Here is a 22577-nt window from a genome sequence, read left to right as displayed (position 1 = left end):
TTATCGCTTATCAATTTTAAAATGGTTATATGTCATTTCTTGCCAATCAGATGTTTCAATACGTTGTAGATAGTGCCTATATTTAGATTCTATTCTTGCTTTGTCTATTTCAGAAATATTGAGTTGATCTTTTAATTCATAAAGTGCATTGGCATTATTATCAGATAGTCTAAGTAAGTAGTTAATATCAAAGTTTTCTACTTTGGTTAAATTGTATATAGTTATCGTATCATCCCAATTGATGCTGCTTAGAGTTATCAAGGTTAAGAAAGCAATGCTCGTATTTACTCTAAAGAGATAGGTAAGGTTTCTAATATTTAAGACCTTTATTAAAGTTGTACAAAGCCCAATTAGTGTTAAAAATATATAGATATGTACACCAATACGTTTGTAGGTTAATCCAAATGCTGATATGTAACTTTGATTTTTAAATGCTATAAGGGCAATGAGAACTATGTTAAGACTAATCCATGCATAGGTCAGAACCTTTAAAGACTTGTTTTTTTCAAAGAAGTTTAGGTTTCCTCTAAAGAAATATAAAATAATACTTATGGCAATGAGTATCGATGCTATCAAGGTATTAATACCATTATGTACTTCTGCAGATAGCCTTGAAGCTCTAGAATAATCTAATTGATAAATTGAGATTATATCAGTTGCTATATAAAAAACAAGAATAGCATTAAGGATGCCTAGAAGTGTTATTCCAAGCTGCACCTCTTTGCTTAGAGCGTCAATGTTAAAAGGTAGTTGCTTTTCAAGATTGTTATCTTTTTCAATATCTATATGAGTAGCTGGCTCAACAGAAACAGGCTTTGAAATATTGTTAAATACATAATATCCAAGAACAGTAAATAGTATCCATCGAATGTTTATAAAACTGAAATTGATGGCATTAATTAAATCCTTAAAAACCGGATTTCCGTTTTTGTAGAGCAGTATAAATATTATCACAAATACTAATGGTATACCTATAAGTTTAGCAAGATGAATAACATCAACATCCGTTTTAATCTTTACTTTCTCTTCGGTATTATTCACTTCAAAATTCCTATGGAATAGCCCAGCTATAGTTGAATATATTCCGTTTAACCATTTTATGTATACAGAAGAATTACTGTCTTGAATACTTCCTATTAGCGTAAAGAAAAGCACACAATTTGTGAATATTGATAAGGTAGAATTTTGAAAAAAGACAAATAATGCTGCAAGTACGTAGATCATTTGTAGAAGAATGTTATTTCTTTCTTTAGCTTTTTGAGGATGAGAAAACCATAGGAATATGATAGTTAAGATGCTGAATAAGAAAATGTTTAATCCAAGAGACTTATTGAAAAATAGAATACTGAATAGAATGGCAGAAGTGATAATAAATAGTTGTTTCATGTTGTATTATTTAAAAGTACTTTGAAATACAAAGTAGATACGTAAAAAAAATGTGTTTGGATGTTTACTATGTTTTATTAATTAATTTTTCGAGTGCATCGATATGTTTTTTAAATGCTTTTCTACCCAATTTTGTAGCGCTATATCTTGTGTTGGGTTTTTTGCCAATAAACTGTTTCTCTATAGATATGTACTCGGCTTTTTCAAGGGCTTTGGTATGGCTTGCTAAATTACCATCTGTTGCTCCAAGCAACTCTTTTAAAGTATTAAAATCGGCATATTCATTCACCATTAAAACAGACATAATACCTAAGCGTATTCTGTGATCAAAGAGTTTATTTATGTTGGTTATTATACTCATTAAATAATTAACTGCCTGCAATTGGAGAACCAAAAATACCAACTGCCATTTCTGTCCAAAGGAGCAAAAGTATAATTAAGATTGTTATGATAAGTATAACCTTTGATTTTCCTTTTTTACCAATTACAAAATTTATACTTATAGCAGCACTATATAATAAAATACCAGCAACAATAAAATCTGTAAAATTCCAATTAACCTCTTGTGTAAATTGCATAGCTATTAATGGAATTAGTAGTATCAAGGTAGCAATGCCTATTAAAATTTTTAGTCTTTTACTTATAATCATAATATTTTTATTTTGAATCATACTTAAAATGCATCCAAGTACCATAAATGATATGCATAATTCCAAAACCTAAAACCCAAAGCCAGAATCCATAACCAGGATAGGCTGCAGCAATAAGTCCAAGTAGTATCTCTGTATACCCTAAATACCGGATATCGCCTAAGCTATACTTGGAAGCACTCACTAATGCCAAACCATAAAAAATTAGCATTAAACCCGCAGTTTGCCCATAACGTCCTTGATATAATATTATTAAGCAGTAAATGCCGCCAACAGCTAACGGAATTAAAAAATTAAGTAATAACCGCTTAGAGGAAACATCCCAAATTTTTTCACCATTTTTTTTAGCTTTTCTTACAGTGAGAATTACACCTGTAGCAGCACTCAATAATGCTACCATGATCAGTATGGCCATACAGGTCCAAAATACCCAACCGTTAAATATGTATAACGTACCTCGACTAAAACTATTAACTAAATAAAATGCAACAGCAGCTCCAATTAATGCATATATACCCGCTAATATTCCAGATAAACCACTTAAAGAAATAAATCGTGAAGATTTGGTCATTAAGTTTTTAATTTCTGACAGGTCTTTGAGATAATGTTCGTTATTCATATTTAAAGTACTTTGAAATACAAAGTAAATAAAAATAATCGGACATAAAAAATGTTATGTTATCTTTTTAGGGTAAAATGACCATAGCGTACATCTCCATTTTCTCTAACAACTCTAAACCAATAATCCGAATTTGGCATTTTTGCTCCATTAAATGTGCCATCCCATCCGCGGTCATAATATTTAAGTTTGGATAATAATTTTCCAAATCTGTCAAATATGGCAATATCGATATTTTCTTCTCTACTAGCATTAATTACTTGCCAATAGTCATTTACTCCGTCTCCGTTTGGCGTGAAGAATTTATTGTAGTATAACAAAAAGAGCGTATCACTTTTTATTTCCTTTAAACAACGAGAATCCCTGACATATACGCAATAATCATTAATCGGAAGATTCAGGAAGACTGGTGATTCTTGGTAGTTAATGCCATCAACAGAGAATTCATAGATTCCTCTTCTGTTTAAAATCACTTCAATCGAATTATGATTTTGACTCCAATCAATTACTTTTATATCTTCTATTACAGGTAGCTCATCGCCTTCTAAAACAACAATCGTTATTTGAGCATCACAAATAAAGCTTCCAAAATCTTTCTCAACATATAGTGTGTATCTACCAGTATTAAAGACGGTTGTTGTTTGCGTATTAGCTCCATTAGACCAGGCATAACTCGAAAAACCATCAGGAGCTTCTAAAGTTAACCCTAATCTTGTATCACAGATATATTGTTCAGTCGGGATATCTATCGTAATATATTCTGGGACAATGATGTTAAAATTTAAAATTGTAAAACAACTAGGACTTAATTTGTTTTCAACTCTGACCCAGATTGGCGTAGTCCCAATTTCAGGAACTATTTCAGTAATTTCATTACTTCTTAATTGAGCGTCATTTTCAGATAGGTAGTATCGAACATTAAAAATAGTATTGTCCTCACCATTTAATATATCTTCATTGTAATTATTAAGAAATAAAGTTGTGTTTTCAGTACAAAAATAAATATCATCTAGATCCGAGAGCGAAGGAAGACTATATATTACTATTTCTTCAGTATCTGTAAAGATCACATTGCCATTTTCTTCATCAATTACATTTGCTGTAACTGTATACGTCCCTGGACTAGAATACGTGTATAAGATGTTTTCTCCAGTAGCGGTATTTCCATCTCCTAAATCCCACTCAATACGTGTTATTTCACGAAATTTCCCAGAGAAGTTAATTTGTGTTTCTTCTGCTTCACAAATATTGATATATGAAATTCCTTCTGGGTATTTTGCTCCAAGAAATACTGGTAAATCTAAAAGGTTCTCGGCATCGATACTTATAACATTATTTTCAAAATCACAATCAGGTCCAACAATGTCAGGAGCATTAATTGCCCCTAAAAAATAATCGTTAATTTTTGCAACATATATTTTTTTATTTGGTCCTCTTTTCACTGATGAAAATGACTGGTTTTCTTTGATGCCTATTTTATCTGGTATGTTATCAAGATCAGATAAATTGTATTGTTGTATCCCTGAATTTCCGTGGATGGTGTAAAGTATGTTACTATTATCAGAAAACTCTGCACCAGAGGTCGAGCTAGAGCCAAAAGGAGGTGAAGTAATAATTTGCTCTATTTCATCTTCATAGATCAAATCTAATCGACCGGTTAATGTATCAAAAGACAGTACATGTAACTCGCCCAATGCAGGAAAAATAGAAGCTATGGTTTCGTTATTCGGGGAAATTGACATCATACCATAATTGGCATTGGAACCATCAAAAAAATTAACGCCTTCTTCGGATGTTACCGGTGAGGTTGAAACTCCGTCTTCAGTCACTAAAAATGAAAAGTAAACCCCTTTACTCAAGCAAATTAACCATGTATTTCTTCCATTTGCATGTCTTGCAGTAAGTAACTGTTGACCTACATCTGTAGTTAATACAACATTGGTTTGTGATGGTAAAAGTGCCCCAAGACCATTGTTTAAGGACATATCGACTAATGTATAAGTAAGTTTAGATTTAAGACCATCTTGAATCGTAACAAATACATAAAATCTGTTTTCGTTAGATGGGTCTCTAGCAACCGCAGTTTGGGAATAATTAACTGCATATTCATTTGTTGGTGAGTTTTGAAGGTTGTCATGAAACCTATTTTTAAATCGTCTACCATCTGAATAAAAAAGTAGGTTCCCATCTGAATCTGTAACACAGATAATATTATCTGGACCTTCGATAATACCAAAAAAGACATTTCTTTCAAGTGAGTTATCGTTTATGCTTTCAACATTTCCATCGTCAAATTTTATACCAGCTTGTTGCCCAAAATACCATATATCTCTTTCGCTTTGACCATTTATTTTTAATCCAAGGAGCAATAGGCAAAGCACTAAAATAAAATGGCGATATGTGGTTTTAAATTTCACAATAGAATTCTATCTAAATAAAACTAAGTCGTAATATTTAGATTAAATAATTAATATTCAGTTAATTATAAGTCAAGAAATCTAAGTTCTGACATTTTTTAGATAAAAACAAAGATTTAAATACTATAAAACACTTTTTTCGTAACATTTTGGTAATTTTAGAGACATATTAGTTAAGATTTAATACATTTAAAAATGATAGGATTACTTTACACAATAGCTAAAATTACTGGTGGTATACTCTTGGGTCTTGCGACTTTAGATAAACTAGATGGTGATGCAAATTTTTTCAATAAAATTGCTAAAGCATTAGCACCTTTTCAGACCGTTATTGGCGGTGCACTTATTGTTTTTGCAATTATTACGTTTTGGAGTAATCTAATTTATACTGCTTTAAGTATTTTAGGAGGTTTATTATTATTAACACATGTGTTTGGTAAAGTACCTTCAATGGAAGCTTCACTTAGAAAGTTGTCCGCTAAACTAATGCCATTTAAGGCCATCATTGGTATTGCTTTATTAATTTTAGGAATACTTGGTTTGTTTTAGAGTAGGCAATGAACCCAGCTGAAGCCTATATTTTAAAACAGGAAGAACCTTATAAATCAATTCTTTTACAACTTCAAACGATAATTGAAGCGGTTGCACCAGACTGTGAATTATTGTACAAATGGCGCATTCCATTTTATTATGCAAATGGTATCCCGCTTTGTTTTTTAAACCAATCTAAAGATTATGTAGATTTAGCATTTTGGCATTTTGACAAAATGGAAAAGTTTACTGAACATTTTGTAGATGCCAATAGAAAGTCGATTCGATCACTACGCTATACATCTGTTGAACAAATCGATGATGAAGTTATAGTATATGTACTTCAGAAACAATTGGAGATAAATACTAATCCATTTACATTAATCTTAAAACCAAAACGGTCTAAAACGTAGAGACCAATTTTCTTATAGCTACTAGATTAGTAAGTAAATTTTCTAAATTATCTAAATGGAGCATATTTGCACCATCACTTTTTGCATTTGCTGGGTCAAAATGTGTTTCAATAAATAACCCATCTACATTATTTACAACCCCAGCTCTAGCAATAGTTTCAATCATATCTGGGCGTCCTCCAGTAACACCAATACTTTGGTTTGGCTGTTGTAGTGAGTGGGTAACATCTAAAACTGTCGGCGCATATCCTCTCATTGTTGGAATTCCTCTAAAGTCCACAACCATATCTTGGTAGCCAAACATAGTACCTCGATCCGTAATCCAAGCGTGTTCATTTCCAGCATCTTTAACTTTTTGTACAGCGTGTTTCATGGCTTCGGGACTCATAAACTGTCCTTTTTTTAGATTCACGGTTTTCCCAGTATTAGCCGCAGCTACTACTAAATCAGTTTGGCGTACTAAAAAAGCAGGTATTTGTAACACATCTACATATTCAGCTGCCATAGCAGCGTCAGACACCTCATGAATATCTGTAACAGTTGGCACGTCAAAAGTTTCAGATACTTTACGTAAAATTTTAAGTGCCTTTTCATTGCCTATTCCCGTAAAACTATCAATTCTACTTCGGTTTGCTTTTTTAAAACTGCCTTTAAACACATATGGGATTTCTAATTTATCAGTTATTGAAACAACTTTTTCAGCAATTCTAAGTGCCATATCTTCACCTTCAATCGCGCATGGTCCGCATAGTAGAAAGAAGTTATTTGCGTTGGTATGTTTAATATTAGGAATATTTTGAAGCGCCATAATTAAAACGTTAAGACTTTAAAGTGCAAATATACTATTAATGCAGATTTATAATCAATAAATAAAGACTACCTTTGCACGCTTAAAATCAAGACCTAATGGCTTCAATTAAAAATATAGCGATTATTGCTCACGTTGACCACGGTAAAACGACTTTGGTAGATAAGATTATGTACCACTGTCAGTTATTTCGTGAAAATGAAAATACTGGTGATTTAATTCTAGATAACAACGACTTAGAACGAGAACGTGGTATAACTATAACTTCAAAGAATGTTTCTGTTGTATACAAAGGCACTAAAATTAATATTATAGATACACCAGGTCACGCCGATTTTGGTGGTGAAGTAGAACGCGTGCTCAATATGGCAGATGGTGTTTTATTATTGGTAGATGCTTTTGAAGGGCCAATGCCTCAAACACGTTTTGTATTACAGAAGGCTATTGATTTAGGTCTTAAGCCTTGTGTTGTTATTAATAAAGTTGACAAAGAAAACTGTACTCCAGAGGAAGTACACGAAAAGGTATTCGATTTGATGTTTGAGCTTGGTGCCGAAGAATGGCAACTTGACTTTCCAACCGTATACGGTTCTGCAAAACAAAATTGGATGAGTGACGATTGGCAAAAACCAACTCAGAATATTGAGCCACTTTTGGATATGGTTATTGAGCATATTCCAGAACCTAAAATTGAATCCGGTTCTACGCAAATGCTAATTACATCCTTAGATTTCTCATCATTTACAGGACGAATTGCCATAGGTAGATTAACAAGAGGAACACTGAAACAAAATCAGCAAATATCTCTAGTTAAAAGAGATGGAACAATTGTAAAAAACAAGATAAAAGAACTACATACTTTTGAAGGATTAGGTCGCAAAAAGGTTGAAGAAGTGCAAGCAGGAGATATCTGTGCTATCGTTGGTCTAGAAGGTTTTGAAATAGGTGATACCGTTGCAGATTTCGAAAACCCTGAAGGTCTTAAAACTATAGCAATTGATGAGCCTACAATGAGTATGTTGTTCACCATTAATGACTCTCCGTTTTTTGGAAAGGACGGAAAATATGTTACCTCAAGACATATAAAAGAACGTTTAACAAAAGAGCTTGAAAAAAACTTAGCACTAAGAGTAGAAGAAACCGATAGTGCCGATAAGTTTATGGTTTTTGGACGTGGTGTTCTTCATTTATCGGTTTTGATAGAAACTATGCGTCGTGAAGGTTACGAGCTTCAGATTGGGCAACCACAAGTAATTATAAAAGAAATTGATGGTGTAAAGTGCGAACCTTTTGAAGAAATGACTATTGATTTACCGGAGCATGTTTCTGGTAAAGCAATTGAGATGGTGACTATGAGAAAAGGTGAGATGCTGAGTATGGAAGCTAAAGGGGATCGAATGGTTTGCGAATTTATAGTTCCATCTAGGGGTATTATTGGATTAAGAAACCAATTATTAACTGCTACTGCCGGTGAAGCCATAATGGCACATCGCTTTAAAGAATATCAACCCTTAAAAGGTGGAATTCCTGAGCGTCAAAATGGATCTTTAGTATCTATGGAAAATGGTACTGCTATTCCTTATTCTATTGATAAATTGCAAGAGCGTGGCAAGTTTTTTATAGATCCAGGAGAAGATATTTATGAAGGTCAAGTAATTGGTGAAAACTCTCGTGGCGATGATATGACGGTTAATGTTACTAAGACCAAAAAGTTAAGTAATGTGCGCTCAGCGGGTGCTGATGATAAGGCCAAAATTGTACCAGCAATTAAATTCTCATTAGAAGAAGCTTTAGAATACATTCAAAAAGACGAGTATGTTGAGGTGACACCAAATCATTTAAGATTACGCAAAATACTTTTAAAAGAAGTAGATCGTAAGCGCAATAAGGTTCATTAATACTACATGGAATTTTTTGGTATTACGGGAATAGAATATGTAGGTTATTTAGCCTCGTTTATGGTATTGCTTTCTTTTACCATGAAGACTGTAAGAAAGTTACGTTTGGTAAATATGTCAGGATGTATATTATTTATCATTTATGGATTTTTAATGCCTACCCTTAGAGTAGGGTTGCCAATTATCATTGCTAATTTTGCAATCTTAGCTGTAAATTTTTACTATTTAATTAGACCTTCTAGAACTTAGTAGGTTATTTTTTTTAAGTTAAGTTTGAAGTTAATAGCCTAAACAACTAGATTTGCTAATAAGCACTACAAAAAACACAAACTAGCCATTGAAGAAATTTAATAAGTACATCAATTCAAATGTATTGTTTAATGTAGCTAATCTTAATTCTTTTACGGTTACAATTAAGATAATAGCAGGTTTATTTACTTCAAAATTTATAGCAATTTTTATTGGTGCTGAAGGTTTAGCTCTTATAGGAAATATTTCAAATTTTCTTCGAGCGATTCAATCTTTTTCTGCGTTAGGATTTTATAAAGGATTAGTTAAATATATTGCTGAGTTCAGAGAAAATAATAAAGAGTTAGAGAAAGTACTTTCCACATCGTTTTACATTGGTTTTCTAAGTACTATTATTTCTGCTTTAGGTTGCTATTATTTTGCAGGTTATATCAATACATTTTTATTTGGTACATCAGACTATACAAATGTTATTGAGATATTGGCAATTGTTCTACCCTTTTATGGCTTAAATGCGTTTTGTTTTGGTATAATGAATGGTTACGCCAAGTATAAATTCCTATTAATAATAAATATTATAGGTCAGATAGCAGGCTTATTAATAACCTTGCTACTTATTTGGCAGAATAGATTAGATGGTGCCTTAGTGGCTATCGTGATTACACCAGGACTGATTTTTTTAATAACCTTAGTTGGTATATTATTCAGGACAAGTCTCATGCCTTTTATAAAGATTACTAGTGTGTCCTCAAGAATGTTATCTAAGTTAAGCCCGTACTCTATTATGGCTATTGCAACCACGGTAGCATTACCTTTAGTAATGATTTTTATAAGAAATTATATTACCAATGAAATTGGCTTAAAAGAGGCTGGTTATTGGGAAGCAATGAATCGTATCTCAGAGTATTATTTAATGTTTGTTAATTCTTTAATAGCATTGTACTTAGTGCCTAAATTAAAAAATATAGATACCAAAAAGGATTTCAGAAAAGAGGTAATAGGTTTTTACAAGAGCTTGATGCCATATTTTGTAGGTGTTCTTGTCATAATGTTTGTTCTTAGAAGGTATGTTGTAACTCTGATTTTTTCGGATGAATTTTTACCAACTGAAGATTTGTTTTTATGGCAATTGCTCGGTGATTTAATACGAGTTATGGCAATGGTGATTGCGTATCAGTTTTTGGCCAAAAAGATGTTTAGTCATTTTATAATTTTAGAGATATTCTTGTTTGTTACACTATATTTTTCTAGTATCTATCTCATAGATGTCTATGGATTAGAAGGTGCAGTTATGGGACATTTCTTTACACATTTGCTCCACTTTGGAATTGTTATTTTAATATTTAGCAGCTCGTTATTTGGTATAATTAGTGAAGATATTGAATAATTTTACGTTCAAAATTCGTAGAATTTTATTTTCTATATTTACTAAAATTTTAGTTTCCTTATCGTCTTAAGCCTGCAATAACAAACACATTAAAGTTTAAGAGTATTTTAGGTTGAAGCACCATGTATATAATATGAAACAGTTTTTTGCCAACTCAAAACTTCTATTTAAGGCATCATATTATAATTCAGTCATAGTCTTAGTTAGAATTCTGAAAGGTATAGTAGTCTCTAAAATTTTAGCGCATTATTTGGGCCCAAATGGTTTTGCACTATTAGGAAATCTTAAAAATTTCACACAAGTTATTACAGGATTTACAGCTGAAAGCTATCAAAATGCAGCTATTCGCTACACTTCTGAATATAAGGATAATGACAACTTACTCTCTAAAACGTATGCTACAATTTTTCAAGTTAGTCTTTCTATTTCCATAATTGCTGCGCTTATAATTTTGTTGTTTTCAGAGACTTTTAGTGTGTTGTTATTTCAAACAACACACTACGCTTATGTTCTAAAAATACTGGCTATTGGATTACCATTTATATCTTTTAATTTTATTATTCTTTATATACTTAATGGATTAGAGGCATATAAAAAGTTAACGGTAATTAATTTAAGTTTAAGCATAGTAAATTTAGTAATAACTGTTTTACTTGTTATTAATTATAATTTACCAGGTGCTTTAGTTTCTCTTATTTTTGGACCGATTTTGGTGTTCTTTTTAAATTTGGTTTGGCTAGGTGAATACAGAAAAATATTAATCAATATTTTCAATACAAAATTGTTTTCTATTGATATTTTGAAAAATATGAATAGGTATTTAATTATGGCAGTATATTCTACTGTTTTAGTGGCAATTGCTTATTTGTTGATTCGTAATATGATTATAGAGAAGTACAGTTTAAAAGAAGCAGGCTATTGGGATGCAATGAATAGAATTTCAGGTTTTTATGTGATGTTTTTTATAAGTTTAACCTCATTTTATTTGTTACCGAGATTAGCCAAGATTAATACCTTTAGATTATTTAAAAATGAACTTGGACGATTTTATAAACTTGTAATTCCACTTTTGATAGTGTCTTGTGTAATGATATATTACACTAGAGTTTTAATTCTAAAACTTTTTTTAAGTTCTGAATTTTTAGAAGTTGAAACCTTGTTTTTTTGGAGATTAATCGGCGATTTTATAAGTATTTTGGCTATTGCTTTGGTTAAACAATTCCATGCTAAATTATTGGTCAAGGCATACCTCATTTGTAATGGCTTACAATATGCTATGTATGTAGGGTTTAGTGCCATGTTTATTGAGAATCAAGGTGTAGTTGGGGTAATGAAGGCTTATACATTGAGTTACTTTATTTATCTTATACTCGTTGTGTTATTTGTGGCCAATGATTTCAAAAAAAATTCTAAATCCTATGTATAGTGATTACTTCAAAATAAGGGCTAAGAATTTAATGGTTATACTACTTTATCCTATGATCATTGGATTTATTCTCGAAGTGCTAGTACAAGGATTGAGCTTTACTACTTTCCCAAACCTTAGCGAAAATTTATTGTTTTCAATATTAATTTTCTTCCTTATAAATAGTATTGTTTGTTTTAGGTATGGTAAAAAGTTAGTAAATCTAGTAATTATTGTTTTTTATGCTATTCTTTTTATAGAAACAGGCCTATACTTATTGTTTCAAACCAGATTTAATGCTTCATATATATATGTTATTTTAAATACAAATTTTAACGAAATTCAAGAGTTTGGCTCAGTATATTATCAAAACAATTTGATTTGGTTGTCACTTTTTTTTCTTCCATTATTTAATTTTTTTCCTAAGACCATATTCGCTAAAGCCAAATTTAATCGTAAACATATTTTTTCGAGTAGTGCTATTGTGTTATTGATATTAATACTATTAAAGTTCTCGTCTTTAATAGTCTGGAACCTTCCATATATCTCAATTAAATCATATTTTCAATACAAGGCGCAAGTCGATTCTTTTGAAGCGTTTAATTCAAAAGAAAAGAATATTTCAACACAACTAGTTTTAGATAATGAAACTATTGTTATTGTTGTGGGTGAATCTACAACAAGTACCCATATGGGTCTCTATGGCTATAATAAAGAAACAACTCCAAGGTTAACTAATTTATCAGATTCGCTTTATGTTTATAAAGATGTCATAAGCTCGCATGTATATACAACAGCTTCGATTTATGATATTTTTACGCTTGCCAATTATGAGAATAATCTTCCAGCATTTACATTAATAGATTATATTAAAGATGCAGGATACAAAACCTATTGGTTGTCCAATCAAAGGCCTGTAGGTTTTCATGACAATATAGTTTCAAGATTAGCTTCTTCTTCAGACGAAACCTTGTTTTTAAGCTACAATGATTATAGACATAATACCTTATACGATGATGTTTTATTGCCCAAGCTTGAGGAGAAAATCGCCCAAAATGGGAAAAAAGTAATTTTTCTTCATATTATAGGTACGCACTATGACTACGCAAATAGATATCCAAAAGAATATGAAAAATTTAAATTAAATAAGAAAGATAGAAATAGGGATATCATAAATAGTTATGACAATGCAGTTTTATATAATGATTACGTCGTTTCTGAGGTCATTAAGTTAGTTAAGAATAAAACTAAAAAAAGCGCTGTACTTTATTTTTCAGATCATGGTGAGGAAGTATTCGATACTTCTGATTTCTTCGGACATTTTCAGGACAAACCAACAACTGGCATGTACCAAATTCCATTTTTAATGTATTTATCACCTGATTATGATAAACCTGAGGATTTTGAGGTTAAAACAGACAGGGCATATATGTTGGATGATTTCCCACATTCTTTAACACATTTGTTAGGTATTGAAAGTGAATTTTTAGATAAAAGAAGAAGTGTTTTTAGCTCTAACTTTTCTAAAAGACCTCGAATTGTTCAAGATAGTATAGATTATGATAAGACTTTTAAATTCAGATCTAATCAATGATGGATAAAGAACCCAAGAAAATTTGTCTTATTGTAGATTGTTTGTCTAATGGTGGTGCTGAAAAAATTGCGGCAAGGTTGTCACGTGCTTTAAGTGAAAAAGGGTTCACAGTTTCAATAATATCGTTACGCAATGAGATATCTTATGAGTATGGTGGTAGATTATATAATTTAGGAGAGAATGAATCAAAAATTAAGCATGTTAAACAGTTTAAAAAATTACTTAATTTAAGAAAGTCTTACAAAAAAATCAATGCAGATATATATGTTGACTTTAGAATGCGCAACCGATTTCTTATGGAATTAATTTTGCATTTATTTATTTTTAAGACACACAAAATGATAATGCGGATTAACAATTACAATATCCACTATCACATTCCAAAACATCAACTATTTTATAAATTATATAATAAAACAAAAGCAGTTGTTTCTCTTACAGACGAAATTACTGAGAGGTTAAATGGGCTATATAAGTTCAAGAATCTTGTGAAGATTTCGAACTTTTATACTAATACAATCTTAGACTTATCAAATGAACAAGACAATAAGCTGATTTATCAGGACTATGTTTTAGCTATAGGCAGATTATCAAATCGCGTAAAGCAGTTCGATAAGTTAATACTTACCTATAAAGACACTGAGCTTTTTAAAAAGGGTATTGCATTACTTATTCTAGGAGATGGTCCGGATAGGGAAATATTACAAAGATTAATTAAGCGCAATGGAATTGAGGACAACGTAAAACTTTTAGGTTTTAAGAATAACCCTTATAAATATATTAAACACAGCAGGTTTTTGCTTTTATCGAGTATTGAAGAAGGTTTTCCAAATGTAGTTTTAGAATCATTGGCCATTGGGACTCCAGTTATTTCGTTTAATTGCAAATCTGGACCCTCTGAGTTAATTATTGATAAAATGAATGGATTACTTGTTGAAGATCAAAATTTTAATGCACTCAGGGAAAATATTGATTTGTTTTATAAAGATTTAGAATTATATAATTATTGTAAACAACATGCTCATAAATCTGTTGAAAAATTCAATGAAGATTTTATTGTGAATCTTTGGATAGAGTTATTTAAAAACTCGTCATTCTAATATTTAATTTTAGCAGCATTTTCTTTACGTCAATTAGTCGCTTAATGATCCAATTTGGTTTACTTATTAGCATGCGTTGTTTGAAGGTTAAACTATCCATGTTAATAATTGAAATGATCTCTTTCTTCTTTTCTGTTTCTCCTGCTACTGCATATTTTATCCCAATTTTGTAAAGTTGCATATCTATGTAATTAAGTATGGTTTTATTGCCGCGATACTGTTTTTTATAAGCACTTAAATCTGGTAGTATTTTATTTGTTAATGCCGTTTTTGACATTTGATTGGCTTGAGAAAATTCTATATATGCTAGAGGTTTGTAGGTAATTACTACACTCTTATTAGTGCAATGATTCAGATAAAAATCTACATCTTCAAAATAGGTGATACTTTCGTCATAAAGCGGTAATTCAAAAGCATTTTTTCTTAGTACAATGGTGCTTTGACAAGGAATAAACTGTCTAATGTTTGCTGTAAAAAAATCGTTTAAAACAAAAGTTTTGCCTTTTAACCTCTGATCAATGTTGGTTATAATATCTAAAGCTTTGCCGTCTATAATTTGAGAATAACTCGTACCAAAGATCACTTCCTTTGGGAATGCCTCAATACTGGCTTTATGACTTAATAAATAATCTGGATGCCAATAATCGTCAGCATCTAAAAATGCAACATACTGACCCTCAGATAATCTAAAACCCTCATTTCTACTATACGACAGACCTTTGTTTAATTGGGTAATAATTCTTAATCTTCCTTTATTTATATAGGGTTTTAATTTTTCAAGACTTTTATCAGTACTACCATCATTTATAACTATAATTTCATAGTCATTAAAACTTTGATTAATAACACTTCTTAAAGTCCTTTCGATATAGTCCTCCTTATTGTACAGAGGAATCACCACAGAAAAAAACGGTATACTTTCAGTCATTAAAATGAGATATTTTTATTCTATTAGCAATTTCTGTAGCAGCACTTAAATGTTTATCAATAATTTTTCCAGAAACAAGATGTGTATATTCAAGATTCAATAAAAAGGTATCAATATTTTGTTTTTCAGGTTGAAAAGTTAGTGCTTTCAATAAATAATCTTTTAAATCGTCACCCGATTGATATACCAAACAAATGTTAGAATCCGAATAATATGAATTCCCTAACACAATAAGTGGTTTATACATTGATAAGACCTTAACTCCAATAGTTGAATTATTTACAATAACGACATCTGACAAATTTATAATCTTCGTAGCATTGTCAGAATGATCAAATTCAATATTGTTTTCATATGCATAATCATATAATTTTTGCTTGTATTTGCCCTTATAAACAGGATGCTCTCTAATAACCAATTTGGAGTGTTCTGGTAAGTTTTCAAAGCATTGTTTTACGATATCAAAATGATTTGAAAAATTTGGACTATGTAAAATCATATTCACATCTTGCGGTACTTGCAGAATCAACAAAAATAGGTGCTGTTTGTTCTTAGAAATAATTGGTTTATCAGCTGTTTTATTTAGAGGTAATTGAAAAATATCTGTAGACTTTAAATCTGGAGGATAAAGAATTGTTTTATGCAGTAGTTTATCAACTAAAAAATCTAAACCTCGGTATACATATGAGCGATTATATTTTTGATTGTTCTTATTGCTAATAAGTTGAGTAATTTTAGTTGTAACGTTGTGATTTTTAAATTGGTGATTTTGATCAACTTTCATGTTAGCGTTTACACCTTGAGAGTTAAAAATTGTTGTATCAAAAGGACCTTGTTCAATGAAATATACCTTTACATCAAATTTAATTGCAATGGCTTTGCTAACTTCAAAAAATAGCCTGCTATCTCCAATCATTATCACGACATCAGGTCTGTTTTTAGAAAATTGCTTATTCAAAATATCAATGTAAGAAATAGCTTGAAGCAGCAAATGTCTCCTTGGAATACCATTATCTAGTTTTTCATGAAATTGAATTAGGCTTTCAAAATTAATGCCTTTGTAAGTTTGGTTCTGCTCAATTATTTTCAAGTATTTTTTTCTATTAAAAAGTACATTAAACCAAGAGGAGAATGTAATTGGAATAGAACGTTTTAATCTTAGAAAAGAATAAAAAAAGCCACTTAATTGAGTGCTGTAATATTTAGACTTTAAGTCTTTAAACTCACGGCTTAATTCAAGGTCAATTTTATAGAAAAACCTAGAGAACTTATCAAAATAACCTAGAAAAAAAATGGTCATGACTATTTTCTTTGTACTACCTCAAACACCTTATTTTCATCACATTTAAACGTCTTACTTGGGTATCTAAGAAGTAATGCATAATCATGTGTTGCCATCAAAATAGTATTACCATTTTTATTAATGTCTTGTAACAACTCCATAACCTCTATACTTGTTTGCGGATCAAGATTTCCTGTAGGTTCATCAGCCAAAATTAGTTCAGGCTCATTGAGAAGTGCGCGAGCAATAGCCACGCGCTGTTGCTCACCGCCTGATAGTTCATGCGGAAACTTAAAACCTTTGGTTTTCATTCCAACTTTATCAAGTACAGTTTCAATTCGCTCACTAATTTCGGTTGTATCTTTCCAGCCAGTAGCTTTTAAAACAAATTCTAAATTTCCATTTACAGTTCTATCTGGAAGTAACTTGAAGTCCTGAAAAACAACACCAAGTTTTCTCCTTAGAAAAGGAATCTCCTTTTCTTTCAATTCTCGTAGATTAAACTCTACTATATGTCCTTCACCTTCAGTTAGTTCTAGGTCACCATAGAGTGTTTTCATAAAACTACTTTTACCGCTGCCTGTTTTACCAATAAGATATACAAAGTCGCCTTTTTGCAGTTCAATATTTACATTGCTTAATACCAGATTATCAGATTGGTAAATATTTGCGTCTTTGAGTTGTAAAACAGTTTGTGACATAAATTTTAGTTGTTCTAACGTTTGTGGCTATAAATGTATTGTAAAAAAATCAATTTTTAGTGAATAGTATTATGGCATAATTCTTGGCTAATAATTGAACTATATATCAGTTAATTCAAAAAATAGACTAAATATCTTTAATAAGTCAGTTTATAATTAAGATAATTTTTCTGCGTTAATACATAGGTATTGATTTACTTTTGAATTGATATTGATCATCATATTAAAAATCAAAAAATGAACATATGGTTCTACTAAAAAAACGGTTTGCTGTCTTTTTTATACTTGTATCCGCATTTGTTTTTTCTCAAGAGACAGCGATATACACAAGCCAATTTAAGTCCTATCAAAAAGCGTTAACCTTATACAACAATAAACAGTTCAAAGCAGCTCAATCTCTTTTTGATGATATAAAGTACGCCACAAAAGATGAGGTATTAAAGTCTGATTGTAGTTATTACATTGCCAATTGTGCTGTGCGCCTTAATCAAAAAAATGCTGATGACCTTGTTGAGGATTTTGTAAAAGAATATCCAACGAGTACAAAACGGAATACAGCGTTTGTAGATGTGGCCGATTACTATTTTGAAAACTCAGATTATGCCTACGCTCGTAAGTGGTATGAAAAGGTAGATGAAATGAGTATTGCTCGTAAAGAGCAAGAAAAATACAATTTCAATTATGGGTATAGCTTATACGCTACCAGAAACAAAAAAGGAGCAACTAAGTACTTAAATAGGGTTAAAGATACTGACGAATACGGTTCTCAGGCCAAATATTATTTGGGTTTTATGGCATACGAAGGTGACGACTACGATGCGGCTAATGATTACTTTGAACAAGTTTCGGATAACGAAAAATATAAAGAGAAACTTAATTACTATCAGGCAGATTTAAACTTCAAACTAGGTAAGTTCGAAAAAGCTATTGAGTTAGCTGAAGCTCAATTACCAAAAAGTAATGCTCAAGAAACTTCAGAACTTTCAAAAATAATAGGCGAAAGTTATTTCAATCTTAAAAAGTATACTGAAGCCATTCCGTATTTAAAAGTATATAAAGGTAAAAATGGACGTTGGAATAACACCGATTTTTACCAATTAGGGTATGCCTATTACAAACAGAATGACTTTGAGAATGCAATATCAGAGTTTAATAAAATAATTGATGGTAACGATTCTGTAGCACAAAATGCCTATTACCATTTAGGTGAGAGTTATATTAACTTAGATAAAAAACCTGAAGCACTTAATGCATTTAGAAATGCGTCTCAGATGAATTTTGATGAAAAAATCAAAGAAGATGCTTGGTTAAATTATGCAAAAATAAGTTACGAGATAGGTAACCCATATCAATCAGTACCGCAAGTATTGGCAGGCTATTTAGATGCATATCCAAAAACACCATATAAAGAAGACATTGAGGCTTTACTTATAGATTCTTATATCACGTCTAAAAACTATAAAGAAGCGCTGAATCTTCTAGAAGATAAAAAGAGTTTTGAAAATAAAGTTGCGTATCAAAAAGTGGCTTTCTATCGAGGAATTGAATTATATAATGAAGATAAATACAGTGAGGCTATAGAGTTGTTTAACAAATCTTTAGGCGAACAACGAGATAATATATACACTGCTAGAGCTACATTCTGGAAAGCTGAAACAGACTATAATCTTACAAATTATAACGAAGCATTAATCGGCTTTAAACAGTTTAAGCAGCAAGAAGGTGTTACTGATACTGAAGAGATTAAAAACCTGGATTACAATTTGGGATATACTTATTTTAAACTGAAAGATTATAACCAAGCTTCAAGCTACTTTAATGCATTTATCAAGTCAAATAAAGATGACAAATTAAGGGTAAATGACACTTATTTAAGACTGGGTGATGGTTATTTTGTGTCAAGCGATTATGCAAGTGCAATCAATGCTTATGATAAAGCCATCTCAATAAATGAAATCGAAACCGATTATGCTGCTTTTCAGAAGGCAATGAGTAATGGTTATATGGGTAAGGCTTCAACAAAGATTGCTGAACTTACAGGTTTTATCGAAGGTTATCCTAGGTCAGGATTACGAGACGATGCAATGTATGAGCTGGCAAACTCCTATGTAAAAGCTAATGATACAGACAAGGCAATGCGTATGTACGACCGTTTAAATTCTGAATACAAACGCAGTGCTTTTATTTCTAAATCGTTATTACGTCAAGGACTTATTCATTACAATGCCAGTGATAATGAATTAGCGCTAAGAAAGTTTAGAACTGTTGCAAAAGATTATGCTGGCTCGCAAGAAGCAGTGCAGGCAGTCTCAACTGCACGTTTAATCTATATTGATTTAGGCAGAGTAGATGAATATGCACGTTGGGTCAAAACTTTAGATTATGTTGAGGTTACTGATGCAGAACTAGATAACACAACATATCTGGCTGCAGAAAAACAATATTTAGATGGCAATACTGATGAAGCCATAACGCAATTCAATAAATATCTTAATGCGTTTCCAAATGGTATTCACGCTGTTAAATCACATTTCTATTTAGCCCAGCAATACTATAAAAAAGAACTTTTTGATAATGCAAAGCCACATTATAGAGCCGTTGTAGATGCTGCTAAAGGTGAGTATACTGAGCAGGCTATGGTAAAATTAAGTGAAATTTACCTGAATGATTCTGATTGGAATAATGCCATTACAGTTTTAGCGCGTTTAGAGTCAGAAGCTGATTACCCTCAAAATAGAATCTATGCGCAATCTAATTTGATGAATGCATATTATCAAACCAAGGACTATACTAATGCGGAAAGCTATGCTGAAAAAGTAGTGTCTAAATCTAATTTAGATTCTAAAATTAAAAACGATGCTCAGCTTGTTATTGCACGTTCGGCTTGGGAAACAGGTAATGAGTCTAAAGCAGAAACAGCGTATTCATTGGTGCAAAAAACGGCATCTGGTGGTGTAGCTGCAGAGGCATTATACTTTAGTGCGTATTTCAAGAATAAAAAAGGAAAGTATCAAGCTTCTAATGCTGAGGTGCAAAAGCTAGCTAAAGATTATAGCAGCTATAAGTTGTATTCTGCAAAAGGATTAATTGTCATGGCGAAGAACTATTATGCATTAGACGATGCATTCCAAGCAACTTATATTTTAGAAAGTGTTATTTCTAGTTTCCCAGAGTTTGATGATGTTGTGGCCGAAGCTAAACGAGAACTCGATATTATAAAATCTGAGGAAGCTAAAACAAATTCATCAATCGAATCTGATGACAATTAATAAATCTGTCAGGCTGAGAGTGGTCACTGAGCGTTAGTCGCAGTGAAGCCGAAGCCATCAAAATCAAAAATCAATGAACATCAATTATAAAATAACGTCACTTCTACTAGTTGTATCCTTTTTTGGGTTTTCGCAAGAGCGAACAAAAGATACTATTGATGACCAGAAAATAAACGTCATTAAGCCATATACGCCTACTATTTCTGATGCATTCAAAATTAAAGACAAGCCGTCTTTAGAAGATGCTAATACCATTAAGAAAAAAGAGGTAAAGTATAATATCTTTTCAATCCCTGTGGCGTCTACGTTTACGCCAGCAAAAGGAAGAGCTGCTAAGGTAGATAAAGCTAAACCTATAAAGTTATACGATAATTATGCATCATTAGGTGTTGGTTCTTACACCACCATATTAGGCGAAGTGTATTTAAATCATGAGTTAAGTAGTGGTGAAAATGTTGGAGGTTATTTTAGTCATCATTCATCACAAGGTGAAATAGATGGCGTCTTGTTAGATAATAATTTCTCCAAAACGGGACTTAATGTCAATTACTCCAAAAAGCTAAATGATTTTTCTTGGAAGTTAGATTTAGGAGCAGACCTCATGACTTACAATTGGTATGGCTTACCTCAGCAATTTTTTGGACCTACTGAAGCTGCTACCATTGACCCAAAGATTAGATATAATAGTTTTTATGTAGGTGGTAAGTTAAACTTTGATGATGCTATTATTAAAAACGGTAGTGTACGCTTTAGACGTTTTGGAGATGATAGAGATTCAGGCGAAAACCGTTTTGTGGCGAAGACAGAATTCGATGTGCCAATTCAAGATGAAATTATTGCAACCAAGTTAAGAGTAGATTATATCGGTGGCAATTTTGAGCGAAACTATATCACAACTTCTGGTATAGATTATGGCAATGTAAATGTAAGTCTAGCACCATCCTACCAAATAAAGCAAGATGATTTAACGGTAGATTTAGGTATACAATTAACCTATCTTAATGATACCGAAATGAGTGATAATAAGTTATTTCTCTATCCAAATATAGAAGCAACATATAGATTAGTTAATGATATCTTAATTGGTTATGCTGGAGTTAAAGGTGATTTAATACAAAACTCTTATTACGATTTTGTCAATGAGAATCCTTTTGTATCGCCAACGTTATTGGTAACACCGACAGATCAACAATATCATGGATTTATAGGGTTAAAAGGAAAACTTTCTAATTCCGTGAGTTACAACATTAAGGGTAATTATTTCGCCGAAGAAAGTAAGCCATTGTTTAAGGCTAATGATGCTCAAAGTTTTGCTACTGAAGATTATCAGTTTGGAAACTCGTTTAATGTGGTTTATGACAATGTCAAAACATTTTCTGTAGCAGGTGAATTAAATATTGACGTCAATCGTAATTTTAAATTAGCTATTAAAGGCGAATACTTTAATTACAATACAGATAATGAAGCAGAGGCTTGGAACTTACCAAATGTGACAGGTTCGGTATTTTTAGATTATCAAATTTCTGAAAAATGGTATATGGGCGGAAGCCTATTTTTCACAGGTGAACGCATGGACGAATCTGTATTGCTTGGAACATTATTACCACCGCAAAGAACTATGATAACTTTGGATAGCTTTTTTGATGCTAACGCACACCTTGGTTATAATGTAACAGATTATTTATCTGTATTTGGAAAAGTAAATAATATCGCAAATCAAGATTATCAACGTTGGCAGAACTTCCCAGTTCAAGGCATTCAATTTTTAGCGGGAGCCACCTACCAATTTGATTTTTAAAATATTGAGTATAGTGGGATAAAAATGTTAATCTTGGTCACTGAGCGAAAGTCGAAGTGCAGTTTTTAGCAGGTGCTACGTATCAGTTCGATTTCTAAACAGAATCTTTAAATAGCGTTAGAAATTTTCAAAAGCGTTCTGT

18 protein-coding genes are annotated in these 22577 nt (G+C 31.6%); 9 read left to right on the top strand and 9 right to left on the bottom strand.

Annotated features, from left to right (window positions below):
* The 5 genes from ED556_RS10555 to ED556_RS10535 form a co-directional block, all read right to left on the bottom strand.
* A complete protein-coding gene (locus tag ED556_RS10555; RefSeq protein WP_296323302.1) occupies nucleotides 1–1386 on the bottom strand; it encodes a DUF4153 domain-containing protein in 1386 nt (461 codons plus the stop codon).
* 67 nt (nucleotides 1387–1453) lie between these two features.
* Nucleotides 1454–1747, bottom strand: a complete 294-nt coding sequence (locus ED556_RS10550) for a transcriptional regulator (protein ID WP_296323299.1) — start codon at nucleotides 1745–1747, stop codon at nucleotides 1454–1456.
* A 7-nt stretch (nucleotides 1748–1754) separates the two neighbouring features.
* Complete coding sequence (locus ED556_RS10545) at nucleotides 1755–2036, bottom strand: hypothetical protein (RefSeq protein ID WP_296323298.1); 282 nt, start codon at nucleotides 2034–2036, stop codon at nucleotides 1755–1757.
* A 7-nt stretch (nucleotides 2037–2043) separates the two neighbouring features.
* Nucleotides 2044–2655 carry a hypothetical protein gene (locus ED556_RS10540; RefSeq protein ID WP_296323295.1) on the bottom strand — a complete coding sequence of 204 codons (612 nt, stop codon included), beginning with the start codon at nucleotides 2653–2655 and terminating at the stop codon, nucleotides 2044–2046.
* A 59-nt stretch (nucleotides 2656–2714) separates the two neighbouring features.
* A complete protein-coding gene (locus tag ED556_RS10535) occupies nucleotides 2715–5072 on the bottom strand; it encodes a T9SS type B sorting domain-containing protein (RefSeq protein WP_296323292.1) in 2358 nt (785 codons plus the stop codon).
* A gap of 195 nt (nucleotides 5073–5267) precedes the next feature.
* On the opposite strand from ED556_RS10535, the gene ED556_RS10530 reads away from it, so the two are divergent.
* Nucleotides 5268–5621: a hypothetical protein gene (locus tag ED556_RS10530; protein ID WP_296323289.1), complete on the top strand. Its 354-nt coding sequence runs from the start codon at nucleotides 5268–5270 to the stop codon at nucleotides 5619–5621.
* Nucleotides 5622–5629: 8 nt separating this feature from the next.
* Complete coding sequence (locus ED556_RS10525) at nucleotides 5630–6016, top strand: DUF1801 domain-containing protein (protein ID WP_296323286.1); 387 nt, start codon at nucleotides 5630–5632, stop codon at nucleotides 6014–6016.
* On the opposite strand, the gene kdsA is transcribed toward ED556_RS10525, so the two are convergent.
* Nucleotides 6006–6824, bottom strand: a complete 819-nt coding sequence (gene kdsA / locus ED556_RS10520) for a 3-deoxy-8-phosphooctulonate synthase (RefSeq protein WP_296323283.1) — start codon at nucleotides 6822–6824, stop codon at nucleotides 6006–6008. The genes ED556_RS10525 and kdsA overlap by 11 nt on opposite strands.
* Before the next feature lie 98 nt (nucleotides 6825–6922).
* Between kdsA and typA the strand changes: the two genes are divergently transcribed.
* From typA to ED556_RS10490, 5 genes are all read left to right on the top strand, one after another.
* Nucleotides 6923–8722: a translational GTPase TypA gene (gene typA, locus ED556_RS10515; protein ID WP_296323280.1), complete on the top strand. Its 1800-nt coding sequence runs from the start codon at nucleotides 6923–6925 to the stop codon at nucleotides 8720–8722.
* Between the two features lie 337 nt (nucleotides 8723–9059).
* A complete protein-coding gene (locus tag ED556_RS10505; RefSeq protein WP_296323275.1) occupies nucleotides 9060–10358 on the top strand; it encodes an O-antigen translocase in 1299 nt (432 codons plus the stop codon).
* 133 nt (nucleotides 10359–10491) lie between these two features.
* Nucleotides 10492–11784: an O-antigen translocase gene (locus ED556_RS10500; protein ID WP_296323273.1), complete on the top strand. Its 1293-nt coding sequence runs from the start codon at nucleotides 10492–10494 to the stop codon at nucleotides 11782–11784.
* Nucleotides 11750–13357, top strand: a complete 1608-nt coding sequence (locus tag ED556_RS10495; protein WP_296323270.1) for a phosphoethanolamine transferase — start codon at nucleotides 11750–11752, stop codon at nucleotides 13355–13357. The genes ED556_RS10500 and ED556_RS10495 overlap by 35 nt, the downstream gene beginning before the upstream one ends.
* Nucleotides 13357–14457 carry a glycosyltransferase gene (locus ED556_RS10490; RefSeq protein WP_296323267.1) on the top strand — a complete coding sequence of 367 codons (1101 nt, stop codon included), beginning with the start codon at nucleotides 13357–13359 and terminating at the stop codon, nucleotides 14455–14457. The genes ED556_RS10495 and ED556_RS10490 overlap by 1 nt, the downstream gene beginning before the upstream one ends.
* Here the strand turns inward: ED556_RS10490 and ED556_RS10485 are convergent.
* Genes ED556_RS10485 through ED556_RS10475 form a run of 3 tightly spaced genes read right to left on the bottom strand, consistent with a single transcriptional unit; the run spans nucleotide 14438 to nucleotide 17368 of the window.
* Nucleotides 14438–15385: a glycosyltransferase family A protein gene (locus tag ED556_RS10485; protein WP_296323265.1), complete on the bottom strand. Its 948-nt coding sequence runs from the start codon at nucleotides 15383–15385 to the stop codon at nucleotides 14438–14440. The two genes, ED556_RS10490 and ED556_RS10485, sit on opposite strands and share 20 nt — an antisense overlap.
* Nucleotides 15378–16685, bottom strand: a complete 1308-nt coding sequence (locus ED556_RS10480) for a hypothetical protein (protein WP_296323262.1) — start codon at nucleotides 16683–16685, stop codon at nucleotides 15378–15380. The genes ED556_RS10485 and ED556_RS10480 overlap by 8 nt, the downstream gene beginning before the upstream one ends.
* Nucleotides 16686–16687: 2 nt before the next feature.
* Entirely contained in the window at nucleotides 16688–17368 is a 681-nt protein-coding gene (locus tag ED556_RS10475) for an ATP-binding cassette domain-containing protein (protein WP_296323259.1), read from the bottom strand.
* A 245-nt stretch (nucleotides 17369–17613) separates the two neighbouring features.
* Here ED556_RS10475 and ED556_RS10470 point away from each other — a divergent pair, with 245 nt between their 5' ends.
* Complete coding sequence (locus ED556_RS10470; RefSeq protein ID WP_296323255.1) at nucleotides 17614–20637, top strand: tetratricopeptide repeat protein; 3024 nt, start codon at nucleotides 17614–17616, stop codon at nucleotides 20635–20637.
* A 73-nt stretch (nucleotides 20638–20710) separates the two neighbouring features.
* A complete protein-coding gene (locus ED556_RS10465) occupies nucleotides 20711–22435 on the top strand; it encodes a TonB-dependent receptor (protein WP_296323252.1) in 1725 nt (574 codons plus the stop codon).
* The last annotated feature ends 142 nt before the right edge of the window (nucleotides 22436–22577 follow it).

The sequence above is a fragment of the Winogradskyella sp. genome, from assembly GCF_003712105.1.
Taxonomy (GTDB): Bacteria; Bacteroidota; Bacteroidia; order Flavobacteriales; family Flavobacteriaceae; genus Winogradskyella.
The sequence above is the reverse complement of the archived record's forward strand: the minus strand, read 5'-3'. Positions and strand labels throughout refer to the sequence as shown.